At 37.0% G+C, this 16,360-nt stretch carries 13 protein-coding genes; 11 read left to right on the plus strand and 2 right to left on the minus strand.

Features of this window, described 5'->3' with window-relative positions; translation table 11 throughout:
- Positions 1–123 precede the first annotated feature (123 nt).
- Together HMPREF0381_RS04270 and HMPREF0381_RS04275 are read left to right on the plus strand one after the other, a co-directional pair.
- Positions 124–723 carry a Type 1 glutamine amidotransferase-like domain-containing protein gene (locus HMPREF0381_RS04270; protein WP_008750656.1) on the plus strand — a complete coding sequence of 200 codons (600 nt, stop codon included), beginning with the start codon at positions 124–126 and terminating at the stop codon, positions 721–723.
- Positions 724–2,220 carry a carboxylesterase family protein gene (locus HMPREF0381_RS04275; protein ID WP_008750657.1) on the plus strand — a complete coding sequence of 499 codons (1,497 nt, stop codon included), beginning with the start codon at positions 724–726 and terminating at the stop codon, positions 2,218–2,220.
- A gap of 156 nt (positions 2,221–2,376) precedes the next feature.
- Here HMPREF0381_RS04275 and uxaC read toward each other — a convergent pair whose 3' ends face one another.
- Complete coding sequence (gene uxaC / locus HMPREF0381_RS04280) at positions 2,377–3,777, minus strand: glucuronate isomerase (protein WP_008750658.1); 1,401 nt, start codon at positions 3,775–3,777, stop codon at positions 2,377–2,379.
- 102 nt (positions 3,778–3,879) lie between these two features.
- Positions 3,880–4,887, minus strand: coding sequence for a LacI family DNA-binding transcriptional regulator (locus tag HMPREF0381_RS04285; RefSeq protein ID WP_008750659.1), 1,008 nt, complete (start codon positions 4,885–4,887; stop codon positions 3,880–3,882).
- Between the two features lie 154 nt (positions 4,888–5,041).
- On the opposite strand from HMPREF0381_RS04285, the gene HMPREF0381_RS04290 reads away from it, so the two are divergent.
- The 9 genes from HMPREF0381_RS04290 to adhE all read left to right on the plus strand — a co-directional run bounded on the left by HMPREF0381_RS04290 (position 5,042) and on the right by adhE (position 16,340).
- Positions 5,042–6,520 (plus strand): UxaA family hydrolase, encoded by a 1,479-nt coding sequence (locus HMPREF0381_RS04290; RefSeq protein WP_008750660.1) that lies wholly within the window; start codon positions 5,042–5,044, stop codon positions 6,518–6,520.
- Positions 6,520–7,275, plus strand: coding sequence for an IclR family transcriptional regulator (locus tag HMPREF0381_RS04295; protein ID WP_008750661.1), 756 nt, complete (start codon positions 6,520–6,522; stop codon positions 7,273–7,275). Before HMPREF0381_RS04290 ends, HMPREF0381_RS04295 begins: the two co-directional genes overlap by 1 nt.
- Positions 7,276–7,413: 138 nt before the next feature.
- Entirely contained in the window at positions 7,414–8,064 is a 651-nt protein-coding gene (locus HMPREF0381_RS04300) for a bifunctional 2-keto-4-hydroxyglutarate aldolase/2-keto-3-deoxy-6-phosphogluconate aldolase (protein WP_008750662.1), read from the plus strand.
- A gap of 13 nt (positions 8,065–8,077) precedes the next feature.
- The gene (locus HMPREF0381_RS04305; RefSeq protein ID WP_008750663.1) at positions 8,078–9,109 is read left to right on the plus strand and encodes a sugar kinase; all 1,032 of its coding nucleotides are present in this window, start codon (positions 8,078–8,080) and stop codon (positions 9,107–9,109) included.
- 356 nt (positions 9,110–9,465) lie between these two features.
- Complete coding sequence (locus HMPREF0381_RS04310) at positions 9,466–10,536, plus strand: iron-siderophore ABC transporter substrate-binding protein (RefSeq protein ID WP_008750664.1); 1,071 nt, start codon at positions 9,466–9,468, stop codon at positions 10,534–10,536.
- A 17-nt stretch (positions 10,537–10,553) separates the two neighbouring features.
- Positions 10,554–11,552 (plus strand): FecCD family ABC transporter permease, encoded by a 999-nt coding sequence (locus HMPREF0381_RS04315; RefSeq protein ID WP_008750665.1) that lies wholly within the window; start codon positions 10,554–10,556, stop codon positions 11,550–11,552.
- Complete coding sequence (locus HMPREF0381_RS04320; protein WP_008750666.1) at positions 11,549–12,568, plus strand: FecCD family ABC transporter permease; 1,020 nt, start codon at positions 11,549–11,551, stop codon at positions 12,566–12,568. Before HMPREF0381_RS04315 ends, HMPREF0381_RS04320 begins: the two co-directional genes overlap by 4 nt.
- On the plus strand, positions 12,568–13,365 hold the full coding sequence (locus HMPREF0381_RS04325) for an ABC transporter ATP-binding protein (protein ID WP_008750667.1): 798 nt from the start codon (positions 12,568–12,570) through the stop codon (positions 13,363–13,365). The genes HMPREF0381_RS04320 and HMPREF0381_RS04325 overlap by 1 nt, the downstream gene beginning before the upstream one ends.
- 374 nt (positions 13,366–13,739) lie before the next feature.
- Positions 13,740–16,340, plus strand: a complete 2,601-nt coding sequence (adhE, locus tag HMPREF0381_RS04330) for a bifunctional acetaldehyde-CoA/alcohol dehydrogenase (RefSeq protein WP_008750668.1) — start codon at positions 13,740–13,742, stop codon at positions 16,338–16,340.
- The last annotated feature ends 20 nt before the right edge of the window (positions 16,341–16,360 follow it).

Here is a 16,360-nt window from a genome sequence, read left to right on the forward strand (position 1 = left end):
TTTTGTATCAAACGGTGCGGATAAGGCAGATGGTCAGTAGGGTAATATCTGAATTTATAAGAGTTTTGCCCTTGGAAAATACTCTTTATCTGAGTGAAAATTTATAAAATATGAGGTGAATCTATGAAATTATTTTTATGTTCGCATTTTTCAAGTGTGGGAAGTTTGATGAAAGAAGAAATAGAGATGAAAAAGGTATTATTTATACCTACTGCTTCTATTTATGAGGAATATAAGGGATATGTCGGTTCTGCGAGAAAGCTTTTTAAAAAACTTGGAGCCGCACTCACAGAGATGGATATTTCAAAAGAGGATTATGCAAGTATAGAAGCGGCATTTAATGATGCTGATATTATTTATTTTACAGGAGGAAATTCATTTTTCCTTTTAGAGCAACTTAGGAAAAAAGGAGTGGATAAACTGCTGAAAGAAGAGTTGAATAAGGGTAAGTTATTTATCGGAGAATCAGCCGGCGCTATAGTATGTGCTCCGGATATAAAATATATTGAAATGATGGATGAAAAGCCGGGTGATTATTCACTTACAGATGATGGAGGCTTGAGTTTAATAAATTTCTATGTTTTACCGCATTATCTTACAGCTCCGTTTAAGAAAATAACTGAAAAAATTTTAGAAGAATTTACCGACTTGGATATATGCCCTATCAATAATTCACAGGCTGTTATTGTAGAGGACAGCTCTAAGAGGATTGTAGAGATATAAATGGAGATATTACAGACAGATATTGGGAAAGTATATACAAGAGTAGTGGGGAAGACTGGAGATAGTAGAGCGGTATATGCTATACCAAGCGTACCTTATGCACGAGGGGAACGATTTGAGTATGCAAAAATTATTGGTCAAGATGAATATTCATCAGAAAAAGTTATTAACAGAGAAGAAACATTATGCTTTCCACAGAGAAAATACCCTCTATTTTTAAATGTTTTTATGAAACATCATATGTTACGACCTGAGTTTCAACCGACAAAAGATGTTCAGAGTGAAAGTGCATTTGTAGTGAATATATGGGCAACTGATGATTTTTACAAAAAGAAACCGGTGATTGTTTTTTTACATGGTGGAGGAGAAGGTTCAGGAACCGTTCCCATATACACAATGGAACATATCGGTGAAAAAGGGGTTGTGGCAGTTACAATTACCTATAGGGTAGGGAATTTCGGATATATGCCTGTTTTTGACAGTAAAGAAACAAGAGCTTCTCTTGCATATCTTGACCAGCAAACAGCCTTAAGTTGGATTTATGATAATATAGGTTCATTTGGCGGAGATAATACCAATATCACACTTATGGGACATTGCGGCGGTGCTGTTGCAGCTCTTTACCATTACCTGAATCCTGTAAGTAATAAATTATTTAATAAATTGATTTTGTGTGCCGGTAATGTTCCTATGCTGTCAGAACTTGATTATGCAAAAAAAGCGTACAAAAATCTGCTGTCAAAAAATCATTTGAGCGGACTTGAAGATTTGAAAAAACTTTCAATTAAGGAAATGATAAAGCTGAAAGCCGGGCAAAATGACATTGTTGACGGAAAGTTTTTTACAAAACATCCAATGAAATCACTTGAACAGTGCGAGTTTCCTTGTATGCCTGTATTGATAGGCTCAAATAAAGATGAGTTTTCTATGATAGAATTACCGATGTACTATAAAGCTCTTGGAATCACGAAGAAAAAGAAAGATTTAGAGGAAAATCTGCTGAAAAGATATGGAGAGTTTGCGAAAAATCTTGAAACTGAACTTAAAGCGGAAGCAAAGGACATTGTAGATTTACAGATTCAAATTATGGAGCTTCTTGTATTTCATTCGAGTGCATTATTTCTTATGGAAACGATCGGAAAGAAATCGCCTGTATATGGATACAGGATGAACTATATACCTAATTTATATAATGGACTTCGTGGCTCATACCATGGTGCGGAACTGGCTTTTTTCTTTGGAACTATAGACAAAATGAATATAGATATAACTGATGAAAACAAAAGAGCAACTGCTTTAATACAAAAAGATTGGCTGGAATTTGTAAGGTCAGGCAAAATATACGGGCGTCCGCTATTTAATGAAAAGGGAGAAATTACAGAGTATGATAAAGAGATTAGAGCCATACCGTTTCCACATGCAAAACTTATTCATCAGGTTCAAAGCAGCGGTATAGGTGACAGATTAAGTAAAGAATACATAAATAACCGTAGCTAGTTTAAACATTATAAGAGCAATAAAATATAATGAAAAAAGTAAATCTCTGATATGTACCAAAAAGTCCGGAATATATCAGAGATTTTTACTGTTTTTATTACTTAAATTTTAAAAGGAAAAGCTATAATAAACAAAAATTTTTTATATCCTTAACAGTTAAAATCCGAAATACTTCATTACATTATTGTATGAGATGTTTTCAACAAGCTCTTTTAAAGCCTTTTCATCATTAGGATACTGTCCGCTTTCAACCCATTCCCCTATAAGTCCACAAAGTATTCTTCTAAAATATTCATGTCTGGTATATGAAAGGAAGGAGCGTGAGTCTGTAAGCATACCGTTAAAATTGCCAAGGCATCCAAGAGCTGCTAAAGACTTCATCTGTGCTCTCATACCTTCATAATGGTCGTTAAACCACCAGGCAGAGCCCTGCTGAACCTTTCCGGCTATACTTGAATCCTGGAAGCATCCGATAATTGTACCGATTGCGGCATCATCATTTGGATTTAGGGAATAAAGTATGGTCTTTGGAAGCTCATGGCTTATATTCAAAGCATCCAGAAAGTCGGCAAGCTGATCGGCAGGAGCGTAGCCGCTGATAGCATCAAATCCTGTATCAGGACCAAGTTTATTAAACATTGCGGTATTATTATTTCTCTTACAGCCGAAGTGAAGCTGCATTACCCAGTTTAATCTGTGGTATTCCCTGCCAAGAGCAAGTAGCAGTGCGGTCTTATATTGATATTGCTCTGTAAGGCTTATATCTTCTCCTGCAAGCCTTTTCTTTAAAACAGCATTAACTGTAGCATCATCAGCCGGATAATAATATACAAAGTCAACACCATGGTCCGATACCAAGCATCCATTTTCATTAAAAAATTCAAGTCTTTTTAATAATGCCTTCTTTAGAGTATCAAAGTCTTTGATATTTATGCCGCTTATATCAGAGAGTTTTGATATATAATCTGTGAAATCAGGCTTTTCAATATTTGTAGCCTTATCAGGTCTCCATGCAGGGAGAACTTTAAAGCCCAAGTCCTTGATTTCTCTAAGTTTTATATGCCATCCAAGAGAATCTATAGGATCATCTGTAGTACAAATAACTTCAACATTTGAGTTTCTGATAATATTTCTGACACTTAATTCATCTGTAGCAAGCTTTTCCTTTGTAAGATTCCAAACTTCATCAGCACTGTCAGGACATAAATGACCGTTAAAACCGAAATACTTTTGAAGCTCAAGATGTGACCAGTGATAAAGCGGATTTCCTATAAGCTTTGGCAATGTAGCCGCCCAGGCATCAAATTTTTCTCTATCGGTAGAATCCCCTGTTATAAGTCTTTCATCCACACCGTTAGATCTGATCTGACGCCATTTATAATGGTCTCCGCCAAGCCAGACTTGAGTTATATTTTCAAATTTTTTATCTTCATATATCTCCTGCGGATTTATATGACAGTGATAGTCAACTATCGGCATATTTTTTGCATAATCATGGTAAAGATGCTTTGCTGTGTCTGTATCAAGTAAAAAATCCTGATCCATAAAATTCTTCATGTTAACCTCCTTAGCCAAATGGCTGTATAAAGTAAAATTTATAAATAACTACAATATATACTGTAGTCATATACATTAGTAAGTATAATTTATCAAAAAATGTTAAGCCTTAGACTTAAAAGTATCCCTTTCAATAACAGACGGTTCAAGTATAGTGATTTTTTTTGGTAATTGACCGTCAAATACCTCTAAAAGAGTTTTCACACTGTGGCTGCACAGCTCAAACAGTTTTGAGTCAACAGTGGTAAGTTCAGGGTATGAGACTTTAGAAAAAATTGAATTATCATATCCTATTACGGCTAAATTTTCAGGTACTGAAATACTGTTTTGCTTTGCAAACTTTAATGCAATCATTGCTAAAAAATCATCACCGGCAATTATGCCGTCAGGAATAAAATTTTCTTTGGTAAACTGTTTTAGTGAGATTAAAATACTCTCTATATTATTTTCCTCACATAAAAGAGCGGCAAAATTATTACCGAGATTGGCCGATTCTTTACATCCCTTTATAAATCCGTCAAGCTTTCTTTTGGCGGACTGTGATGTGGAATTATAAAGAAAAAGCAGATTTCTTTTTCCGGTATCACATAACATATTTACACATTTTTTTGAGGCATTAAAGTCGTCATAATAAGAGCAATATATATTTTCACCGTTTAAAAAGCCGTTTATCAAAAGTATAGGCAGGGATTTTGCGGTGTTTCGTATAAGACTTTTATTATCTCTTGAAGATATATATTTTGAGCCGATCATAATGACGGCATCCACACTTTTTGATATAAGTATATTTATATATTTTTTCAAGTTTTTTGTATCATAGCCGCTGCAACATAAAAGTGAGTCATATCCGTTTTCACGAAGCATTTTTTCAAAGTAAGATAATGCCCTTGCCACATAGATATCTGAAGGGTCGGAACATAGTATACCTATAGTCTTCATAGTATTAAGACCGAGTCCTCTTGCAAAGACATTTGGAGTGAAGCCAAGTTCATCCACTATATCTAAAACCTTCTTTCTTGTTTTTTCACTTACTTTAGGGCTGTTGTTGATGACTCTGGATACTGTAGCAATAGAGACATTTGCCCTGTTTGCAATATCATATATATTCATAATCCTCCAAGACTGTATAGTAAAATAAATCTATACCTTTTACTATACAAGCATATATCTATCTTGACAAGCTATAAAAATCCCTTGTATAATGCGATTGTAAACGCTTACATTTATTATAAGCTTAATACTGATATTTGGCAAGGAGTAAGAGATGGATTATATCAAAATTAATAATTCGGATAATGTATGTGTGGCATTGAATGCATTAAAAGCCGGTGAAAAAATCACTGTCGGAAATGAAAGTGTAGTAATAAACAGTGATATTCCGGCAGGACATAAGGTAGCACTGAAGGATATAAAATCAGGTGAAGACATTATCAAGTACGGAAGTAGAATAGGGCTTGCAAAGGAAGATATAAAGGCCGGAGATCATGTACATATCCACAATATAAAGACGGCATTAGGTGATTTGTTGGAATATCAATATATTCCAAAGATAAAAGAGTTAAAAGAGACGGCTCATGAGAGTTTTATGGGTTTTAGGAGAAAGAACGGTAAAGTGGGAGTAAGGAATGAGATATGGATTGTTCCGACTGTAGGCTGTGTCAACAATATAGCACAGGCTATTGAGAGAAGAGCAAAAAATCTCATAAAGGGAAGTGTTGAGGATGTAACAGCATTTGTACACCCGTATGGTTGTTCACAGATGGGTGACGATCAGGAAAATACAAGAAAAATACTTGCCGATATGATAAATCATCCAAATGCCGGAGGAGTTTTGGTGCTGGGGCTTGGATGTGAAAACTCAAATATTCCGGTACTTAAGGACTATCTTGGAGAGATAGATGAAAAAAGAGTGAGATTTCTTATCTCACAGGAAGTGGAAGATGAGATAGAGACAGGGGTTACTTTGGTAAAGGAGCTGATAGAAAATATTGCGGATGAAAGCAGGGAAGAGATTGATGCAAGTGAACTTATTATTGGAATGAAATGCGGAGGTTCTGACGGACTCTCAGGCATCACTGCAAATCCGATAGTCGGAGAGTTTTCAGATATTCTTATTTCAAAGGGAGGAAGCACGATACTTACTGAGGTTCCTGAGATGTTCGGTGCGGAGACGCTTTTGATGGAAAGGTGCAAGGACAGAGAAACTTTTGAAAAGACTGTGGCTCTAATAAATGATTTTAAGATGTATTTTAAAAATCATAATCAGACAATATATGAGAATCCTTCTCCCGGAAATAAGGCAGGCGGCATATCCACACTTGAAGACAAGTCATTGGGATGCACACAGAAATCCGGAAGTGCAAAGGTGTCTGATGTACTTGGCTATGGTGAGACTTTAAAAACAAAAGGTTTAAATTTGCTTTCTTCACCCGGAAATGACCTTGTTGCGGCTACAGCCCTTGCAATGAGCGGTGCACATATAGTATTATTCACAACAGGAAGAGGAACACCATTTGCATCACCTGTACCGACACTAAAGATTGCTACCAACTCAAGACTTGCAAAGTCTAAGGAAAATTGGATAGATTTCAATGCCGGAAGGATGGTAGAGGACAAATCAAAGGATGAATTGGCAAACGATTTATTTAAATTAGTATTGGAGGTGGCAAGCGGTAAGAAAGTAAAGTCTGAAATCGCAGGATTCCATGACTTTGCAATCTTTAAACAGGGAGTAACGCTTTAATGAAAATAAATCGCACAACAGAAAGAAGTGTACAGATACTTAAACTTGTATCGGAAGTAAATGACGGGCTTGATATGGATGAAATCTGTGAGAGATTAAATATACCCAGAACAAGCTGCTATGATATATTGGTGACTTTGGTACATATGGGAATGCTTGAGGTAAATACTTTGGCAAAAAAAAGCTATAAGATAGGGCTTAATGCATATAGGATCGGTATGAGCTATACAAATAACAGAAATATCTCAGAGATTATATCTCCGGCACTGAAGGAACTGGCAAAGGAACTGAAAAAGACTTGTTTTTTCGGTATACTTGAAGGCAATAAGATAGTGTATATATCAAAGTTTGAACCTGAAAATCCGATAATAACTACAGCTACAATAGGCAGTAAGAATCCGATATACAACACTTCTTTGGGTAAGGCGATACTTAGTACAATGAGTGATGAAAAACTGAGAGAGGTAGCAGATAAAATTGATTTTAAACCTGCTACAAGATTTACCATTACAGATACGGATGAATTGATTAAAAATATCGAATTGACAAGAATTCGAGGCTTTGCACTGGATGAGAGAGAGCTTGAAGAGCATATGGAATGTGTGGGAGTGCCGATATTTAATGAAAAAAGAGAGTGTATCGGTGCAATATCGGCATCAAGTCTGTATAGGAAAGATGAGGATTATATTGCTCTTGGAAATATCTTAAGGGAAAGAGGTATGAAAATATCAAAATCTTTAGGCTTTATAGCTTGACAAGAGCGGAAAAGTTAATTAAAATCAAATTATCGCAAATATGAATTATTATTCGTATATACGAATAAATTGGTTAAGGTAAATACTTTGGATATATTGTATTTGTTCTGATATGGTTTTATTATTTTGGAGGTTAAAATGAGAAAAGAACAGGTCATTACAAGAATGAAAGAAGATTGTCTGGTTGCTGTTGTTCGTGCAAAAAACAAGGAGCAGGGAGAGAAGGTAATAGATGCCGTCATTGCAGGCGGTATCAACTTTATTGAGATTACAATGACCATGGATGAGGGCAATCCTGTAGAGTTTATACAGTTTATGTCTGAAAAGTACAGAGGCAATGAAAAAGTGGTTATCGGTGCAGGAACGGTACTTGATCCCGAGACGGCCAGAGCGGTTATTCTTGCAGGTGCAAACTATGTGGTAAGCCCGGGGCTTAATGTAGATACCATCAAGCTTTGCAACAGATACAGAGTACCTATGCTTCCCGGTGTAATGTCACCTACAGAGGCTATCACAGCACTTGAAGCCGGATGCGATATTATAAAAGTATTCCCCGGAAATGTAGTGGGACCGGGAGCAATCAGCTCATTTAAGGGACCTCTTCCACAGGGAGATTTTATGCCGAGCGGCGGTGTAGATGTTGACAATGTGGATAAATGGTTAAAGGCGGGAGCATGTGCGGTAGGTACAGGCTCATCACTTACAAAAGGTGCAAAAATCGGAGATTTTGCGGCAGTCACGGCAAAGGCAAGGGAGTTTGTAGAGGCTGTAGCGGCAGCAAGAAAATAGTATTGGAGAAAATATGGCAAAGATAGTTACAATGGGAGAGATAATGCTTAGATTATCAACTCCGAATAATGAGAAGTTTATTCAGGCGGATGAGTTTGATATCAACTATGGCGGCGGTGAGGCAAATGTTGCAGTTTCACTTGCAAACTACGGTCATGATGCGGAATTTGTAAGTGCATTACCGAAGAATCCTATAGGTGATGCGGCTATTGCAACACTTCGCAAGTACAATGTAGGAACAAAGCATATTTCAAGAAGCGGTGAGAGAGTAGGTATCTATTTTCTTGAAACAGGTTCGGCAATGAGAGCTTCAAATGTGGTATATGACAGAGCAAATTCTTCTATCTCCACAGCTAAGGCGGATGAGTTTGATTTTGATGCAATCTTTAAGGACGCTGACTGGTTCCATTTTACAGGAATTACTCCCGCAGTTTCAGACAGTGCCGCCAAGCTTACAGAGGAGGCACTTAAGGCGGCAAAGAAGGCAGGAGTAACAGTATCTGTAGACCTTAACTTCAGAAAGAAACTTTGGTCATCCGAGAAGGCAAAAAGGATAATGACTAATCTTATGCAATATGTAGATGTATGTATCGGAAATGAAGAGGATGCGGAGAAGGTTCTTGGATTTAAGCCGGGCAACACAGATGTTACAGCCGGAGAGCTTGAGCTTAACGGCTATGTAGACATATTTAATCAGATGTGTGATCAGTTTAAATTTAAATATGTAATCAGTTCACTTCGTGAGAGCTTTTCAGCTTCAAACAATGACTGGTCAGCCTGCATTATGGACGGAGCTACAAGAGAGTTCTATCACTCAAAGAAATACCATATAACTCCGATAGTAGACAGAGTAGGCGGCGGTGATTCATTTGCGGCAGGACTTATCTGCGGACTTTGTGATAAGAAGGACTTTAAGTCCGCACTTGAATTTGCGGTAGCCGCTTCGGCACTTAAGCATACAATACCTGGAGACTTCAACCTCGTAACAAGAGAGGATGTAGAAGGTCTTGCAGGTGGAGACGGCTCGGGCAGAGTGCAGAGATAAAAATAAAATATGTATTTTCCAAATTTAAAAGGAGTCGGCAGGATGCCGGCTCCTTTTTATGGTGCTGTAATAATGTAAAAATTAGTTAAATTTTATGTCTGTAGATAAAATTTTAATTTATCTTAGTACAAATATCGTTTTAATATTTACCGATGTCATTTTTTATAATTATATCATAGTATTTTACTAGGAATTATAAAATATATAAAACAAATAAATTTTAAAAGTAAAATGAACCAAAACAAATAATTTACTGATGAAAATTTATATATTGCAAATATTGATTATCGGATAAAAAAAATGATATATTACAGTCGAGTTTACCAACAATTTATATATAAAATGAAAGGAAGTTTATGAAAAATAAGTATTTGGTAAGTATGATGTTTTCAACAATAATTGCATTCTCTATGGTTACAGGTTGTGGAGCCAAAAAAGAGAGCAGTGAAGGTTTGACGAGCAGTGAAAGTGTCACAAGCAGCATTTCATCGTCAGAATCCTCAGAGGCTAAAGATATTGCAGGATTTCCCGTAGTTATGAAGCATGCCTATGGTGAAACGATTATAAAAGAAAAGCCTAAGAAAATAGTTACACTAAATTGGAATAATGCAGATTCTATTTTAGCTCTTGGACTTGTACCTGTCGGTACATCTAAGATGAATTGGGGTTCGGTTACATCAAAAGGTCTTCTTCCGTGGACAGAGGCTAAGTTTAAAGAATTGGGTGTAGATAATCCAAATGTATTTAATGATCTTGACGGATATGATTATGAGGCTATTGCAGGAACAAATCCTGATATTATAGTTGCACCTTATTCAGGAATGGAAGAAAAAGAGTATAAACGCTTATCAGAGATTGCGCCTACTGTTCCATTTAAGGATGTTGCATGGAAAACAACATGGAGGGATCAGTTATTGGAGGCATCGGAGGCTGTCGGAATGAAGGATGAGGGAGAAAAACTGGTAGAAGAAACAGAGAAATTTATAAAGGATAATGTAGCAAAGTACCCTAATCTTTCAGGAAAGAGTGCAGCTCTATGCTATATAGATGCGGCAGATCTTAGTAAATTTTCGGTATACAGGACTATAGATCCAAGAGCCGGCTATCTTGTGGATATGGGATTTGCTTTTCCTGAGAAAGTGGAGGCACAGGCAAATGATAAAGATTCATTTTATGTGCAGATTTCATCAGAACTTGCAGTTGAAACATTAAGTGATCTTGATATTATTATCACTTATGGAGATGATAAAACACTGGATGCAATAAAAAATGATGCCATATTTTCAAAAATACCTGCTGTTAAAGAAGGTAGAGTAGTTGTACTTGACAATAGTGGAGATCTTTCGGCAGCTTGTAATCCGTCAGTGCTGTCAATAAAAGCGGAGCTTGTAAATTATTTGGATGCCATTAATGCGGTAGTAAAATAGATAAAGGAATATGCTAAATGAGAAAGAAAAATTTTGCACTCTCTATGGTTGTATGTTTAGCTTTGCTTTTTATAATTGCAATTTTTTCTATATCCTTCGGAGCAAAGCAGATAGCCTTTTCAAAGATCATAGAGGTTCTTTTAGGTAAGGATTCAGACAGCATTGAAGCAACTGTTATACTGCAAAGAGTTCCAAGAACTGTATTTGGGATATTGGCAGGAGGTGCTCTTGGGATATCAGGTGCACTTATGCAAAGTATAACCAGAAATCCTATAGCAGATCCGAGTATTCTTGGTGTGAATACGGGAGCATCACTTTTTGTGGTTGCAGGTATAGCATTTCTTAATATTACGGCGGCATATCAATATATCTGGCTGGCTATAATTGGAGCGGGGCTTACAGCATTCTTTGTGTATGCGGTTGCAAGTATCGGAAAGGATGGGGCTACACCTTTAAAACTTGCACTTTCAGGAGCAGCTGTGAGTATAGTTTTGGGTTCACTTGTAAGTACCATCATGCTACCTGATAACAGGGTACTTCAAGCTTTCAGATTTTGGCAGGTTGGAAGCATAGGCAGTGCTACATGGGATAATATATCTCTTATCATTCCGTTTTTGATAATAGGTTTTATAATATCAATGTTTATTTCAGGGTATTTGAATAATCTTGCATTAGGTGATGAAGCCGCTACGGCTTTGGGAACAAATGTAGTTATTACAAGGTCTGTCGGTGCTTTGGCATCTGTGTTGTTATGTGGAGCTACTACGGCACTTGCAGGACCTATAGGATTCGTCGGTCTTATAATTCCTCATTTGGTAAGACTTATATATGGAAGTGAAATGGGGAAAATATTACCTCTATCTTTTTTGGGTTCAGGTATTTTGCTACTGCTATCTGATGTGATTGGAAGAATTATAGGCTCCCCCGGAGAAACAGAGGTTGGAATTATTACAGCAGTATTCGGAGCACCTGTTTTTATATTTGCAATCAGGAAGGGCAGGGTAAAAAGTCTATGACAGATTTAAACTATGGATTTAAGAAGAGGGCTCTCAGATGGAAAGTAGTTGTACTGGCTTTATTTATAATGTCACTGATACTTATTGCCTGTGAGCTTTGTTTTGGAAGTGTATACTATCCTGTAAAAGATATTATAAGAGTTTTACTGGGAGAAAATATAGACGGTGTGTCATATGCAGTTAATAATGTTAGATTACCGAGAATGATTGGAGCGGTGTTTTCAGGCTTTGCATTCGGTATAGCAGGTTATGTCTTTCAAAATCTTTTACATAATCCTTTGGCTTCACCTGATGTAATAGGTATATCAGCCGGTACAAGCACAGCAGCTGTATTTTTAATTTTAGTTTTGAATATCAGAGGAGGTGTAGTTTCATTAGTCGCCATGGTTTTCGGTATTGTTACGGCAATGGCGATATATAGATTGTCAATTATAAAAGGGCATTTTACATATGGAAGAATGATACTTGTAGGTATAGCTGTGTCAGCACTTTTAAGGGCGATTACTTCCTATCTGTTGGCAAAAGCGGCAGAATATGATGTGGGCTCCACTATGCAGTGGTTAAGTGGAAGCTTAAATGGAGTGCAGATGGAAGATGTACCTGCTCTTATTGTAGTCGTGGTAGTATTGACTTTCGTTCTGATATCTTTTACAAGACATATGGAAATTATACCGCTTGGAGATGATTTTGCTATAACACTGGGAATAAATACAAGGATTACTTATTCTATTATGATAGTGGTTGCAGTCATTCTTATATCCTTTGCAACTTCGGTTACGGGACCTATAGCGTCAGTAGCGTTTCTTTCAGGCCCTATAGCTTCAAGCCTTGCAGGAAGAGGAAAATCAAGTTTAGTACCTGCCGGTCTTGTGGGAACTGTACTTACTTTAGGAGCTGATCTGGTAGCATTTCATGCATTTCCTGTGCATTATCCTGTTGGTGTAGTCACAGGACTTTTAGGAGCGCCATATATGCTTTATCTGCTGATAAGAATGAATAGAAGAGGTGTGAATTAATGGGAAAACATATATTGGAAGCCAGGAGTCTGGTTGCCGGTTACGATGGAAATGCAATTATAAAAGGACTTGATTTGACTATACCGGAAGGAAAAATATCTGTGATTATAGGATCAAACGGATGTGGAAAATCAACTCTTCTTAAAACTTTTTGCAGATTGAATAAAGTAATGTCAGGAAATATTTACTTGGACAATAAACCTGTATCGGAATATGATCCCAAAGAAATATCAAAGATAATAGGTCTTATGCCGCAGTCACCGCTTGTTCCTGAAGGTATTAGCGTTTATGATCTTATAAGTCGTGGACGATTTCCATATCGTAAGCTTTTTAGAGGCATGGATACAAATGATTTTGGAGCGATAGATGAAGCTATGGAAACCATGGGTATAATCGAACTTCGTGACAGGACTGTAGATGAATTATCGGGAGGACAAAGGCAAAGGGTTTGGATTGCTCTCGCTCTGGCGCAACAGACAGATATACTTTTTTTGGATGAGCCGACAACTTTTCTTGATATATCTTATCAGGTGGAAATACTTGATCTGCTGGGAGAACTTAACAGAAGCAAGAAGACCACGATAGTTATGGTTCTTCATGATATAAATCTTTCGGTGCGTTATGCAGATTATATATTTGCTCTTAAGTCAGGCAATTTATATGCGGAGGGAAATCCTGAAAGTATAATAAGTGAAAAGCTTATAAAGGATGTATATGGCTTGGACTGTACTGTTATAACAGATCCTACATCAAATACACCTATGATAGTGCCGATAGGAAAGTATCATAAAGAATAAAAACATTTGAGAAAGTCTGATAAAAATATTTTTTTTGCCATAAGGTTAGGCTGTACTAATTAAAATTAGATGGAATATACAAATACAATTGCGATATTAGGATATTAAATCAGGAGGAATAGTTTACGAAAGTAGCCATCGCACTGACTTAGTGTTTTGGCTACTTTTAAGTTTTATGTAGTGGTTTTGTAGGTCTGCACTTGATTTTATTACAGGCATAAGACATCTTTTCTAAAGAAGCTATAGTATTATTTAGAAACTTAAAAGATAAAATAAAAATAAGAATATTATATTGACAAAAAAATAACAATACTGTATTATATAAGTATGTTAAAAAAATAACGAAATATTTGTTTTATTATGTCGGAGGAAGTATGGCAGATAAGAATTTTATTGTTGACAGTATTGATAACTTAAGCATTAAGATGAAAGAGCTGAGAGAGGCGCAGAGAGAATTTGCAAGCTACAGCCAGGAACAGGTTGATAAGATTTTTTATGAGGTGGCTATGGCTGCAAATAAAGCAAGATTCTTGCTTGCAAAGATGGCGGTGGAAGAGACCGGAATGGGAGTTTTAGAGGATAAGGTTATCAAAAATCATTATGCGGCAGAGTATATTTACAATGCTTATAAGGATACCAAGACCTGCGGAGTGATTGAAGAGGACAAGATATTCGGAATAAAGAAAATTGCGGAGCCTATAGGTGTTATAGCTGCTGTAATTCCGACAACCAATCCGACATCTACAGCTATATTTAAAATACTTCTGGCACTTAAAACCAGAAATGCCATTATAATAAGCCCACACCCAAGAGCAAAGGACTGTACAAACTATACTGCTAAAATGCTTTTGGAAAAAGCGGTAGAAGCAGGTGCTCCAAAGGGAATAATAGGATGGATAGATGTACCCTCACTTGAACTTACAAATGAGGTAATGCATGAGGCTGATATAATACTTGCAACAGGAGGTCCGGGAATGGTGAAGTCGGCTTACTCATCAGGAAAGCCTGCAATAGGCGTAGGTGCAGGTAATACTCCGGTAATTATTGATGAGACTGCCGATATCAAGATGGCTGTAAATTCAATAATACATTCAAAGACTTTTGATAACGGTATGATATGTGCTTCCGAGCAGTCGGTTACCGTACCGGACAGCATATATAATGAAGTAAAAAAAGAATTTGCATACAGAGGATGTTATTTTTTAAAGAAAGATGAACTTGATAAGGTAAGAAAGACTATCATAATAGGCGGTTCTTTAAATGCAAAGATAGTAGGTCAGTCGGCATTTAAGATTGCCGAAATGGCAGGTGTAAGCGTACCTGAAAACACAAAAATACTTATCGGTGAGGTGGAGTCTGTAGATATAAGCGAGGAATTTGCACATGAGAAGCTTTCTCCGGTACTTGCAATGTATAAGGCAAAGACCTTTGATGAGGCAATAGCAAAGGCTGAAAGACTTGTAGCGGACGGAGGTTATGGACATACATCAGCTATCTATATAGATGTGAATCAAAAAGAAAAGCTTGCTATACATGAAAAAGCCATGAAGACATGTAGAATCCTTGTAAATACTCCGGCAGCTCATGGAGGTATCGGTGATTTATATAACTTTAAGCTTGCACCTTCACTTACACTTGGCTGCGGATCATGGGGCGGTAACTCGGTTTCTGAGAATGTAGGAGTAAAGCATTTGATAAATATAAAAACTGTAGCACAAAGGAGAGAGAACATGTTGTGGCTTAGAACTCCTGAAAAGGTTTACTTTAAGAGAGGCTGTCTGCCGGTAGCACTTGATGAGCTTGGAAATATAATGCATAAGAAGAGAGCATTTATTGTAACAGATACATTCCTTTACAAGAACGGATATACAGAGGTTATCACAAATAAGCTTGATGAGATGGGAATAAGATATACCTGCTTCTATGATGTAACACCGGATCCTACACTCCAATGTGCAAGAGAGGGTGTAAAGGCAATGACATCATTTGAGCCTGATGTTATCATTGCTCTCGGCGGCGGTTCGGCTATGGATGCCGCAAAGATAATGTGGGTAATGTATGAACATCCTGAAGTTAACTTTGAAGATATGGCTATGGACTTTATGGATATCAGAAAGAGAGTATATACCTTCCCTAAGATGGGACAAAAGGCATACTTTGTAGCGGTACCTACATCATCAGGTACAGGTAGTGAGGTTACACCTTTTGCAATTATTACAGATGCGGATACAGGAATAAAATGGCCTATAGCAGACTATGAGATTCTCCCGAATATGGCAATAGTGGATGTAGACAATATGATGGATCAGCCGAAGGGACTTACAGCGGCATCAGGAATTGATGTACTTACACATGCACTTGAAGCCTATGTATCAATAATGGCTACAGATTATACGGACGGACTTGCTCTAAGAGCAATGAAACTTGTGTTTGATTACCTTCCTTCGGCATATGAGAACGGAAGTGGAGATCCTATTGCAAGAGAGAAGATGGCGGATGCTTCCTGTCTTGCAGGTATGGCTTTTGCAAATGCTTTCCTTGGAGTAAATCACTCAATGGCACATAAACTTGGAGCATTCCATCATATAGCACATGGACTTGCAAATGCGGTTATACTTACAAGAGTAATGAGATATAATGCCGTAGATGTACCTACAAAGATGGGAACATTCCCACAGTATGACTATCCTAAAGCAAAGGCAAGATATATAGAGGCGGCAAGGTACTGTGGTGTAACAGGAAAAAATGATGATGAGATATTTGAAAACTTTATAAATAAAATAGAAGAGTTAAAGAGAATTATCGGAGTAAAAGAAACTATAGCTCTCTATGGAGTGGAAGAGAAGTATTTCCTTGATACATTGGATGAGATGAGCGAGCAGGCATTTAATGACCAATGTACTGCGGCAAATCCGAGATATCCGCTTATAAGTGAGATTAAAGAGCTGTATTTGGACGCTTATTACGGCAGATAATATAGGTGAATCTAAATTGG

Source organism: Lachnoanaerobaculum saburreum DSM 3986, from assembly GCF_000185385.1.
Classification (GTDB): Bacteria; Bacillota; Clostridia; order Lachnospirales; family Lachnospiraceae; genus Lachnoanaerobaculum; species Lachnoanaerobaculum saburreum.

Bases quoted from the DNA above. Each gene is read 5' to 3' on its own strand.
- HMPREF0381_RS04290 (WP_008750660.1), top strand. From the start codon at position 5,042: ATGGATTATATCAAAATTAATAATTCGGATAATGTATGTGTGGCATTG.
- HMPREF0381_RS04315 (WP_008750665.1), top strand. From the start codon at position 10,554: ATGAGAAAGAAAAATTTTGCACTCTCTATGGTTGTATGTTTAGCTTTG.
- HMPREF0381_RS04275 (WP_008750657.1), top strand. From the start codon at position 724: ATGGAGATATTACAGACAGATATTGGGAAAGTATATACAAGAGTAGTG.
- HMPREF0381_RS04300 (WP_008750662.1), top strand. From the start codon at position 7,414: ATGAGAAAAGAACAGGTCATTACAAGAATGAAAGAAGATTGTCTGGTT.
- HMPREF0381_RS04320 (WP_008750666.1), top strand. From the start codon at position 11,549: ATGACAGATTTAAACTATGGATTTAAGAAGAGGGCTCTCAGATGGAAA.
- HMPREF0381_RS04270 (WP_008750656.1), top strand. From the start codon at position 124: ATGAAATTATTTTTATGTTCGCATTTTTCAAGTGTGGGAAGTTTGATG.
- HMPREF0381_RS04310 (WP_008750664.1), top strand. From the start codon at position 9,466: ATGAAAAATAAGTATTTGGTAAGTATGATGTTTTCAACAATAATTGCA.
- uxaC (WP_008750658.1), bottom strand. From the start codon at position 3,777: ATGAAGAATTTTATGGATCAGGATTTTTTACTTGATACAGACACAGCA.
- adhE (WP_008750668.1), top strand. From the start codon at position 13,740: ATGGCAGATAAGAATTTTATTGTTGACAGTATTGATAACTTAAGCATT.
- HMPREF0381_RS04325 (WP_008750667.1), top strand. From the start codon at position 12,568: ATGGGAAAACATATATTGGAAGCCAGGAGTCTGGTTGCCGGTTACGAT.
- HMPREF0381_RS04305 (WP_008750663.1), top strand. From the start codon at position 8,078: ATGGCAAAGATAGTTACAATGGGAGAGATAATGCTTAGATTATCAACT.
- HMPREF0381_RS04285 (WP_008750659.1), bottom strand. From the start codon at position 4,887: ATGAATATATATGATATTGCAAACAGGGCAAATGTCTCTATTGCTACA.
- HMPREF0381_RS04295 (WP_008750661.1), top strand. From the start codon at position 6,520: ATGAAAATAAATCGCACAACAGAAAGAAGTGTACAGATACTTAAACTT.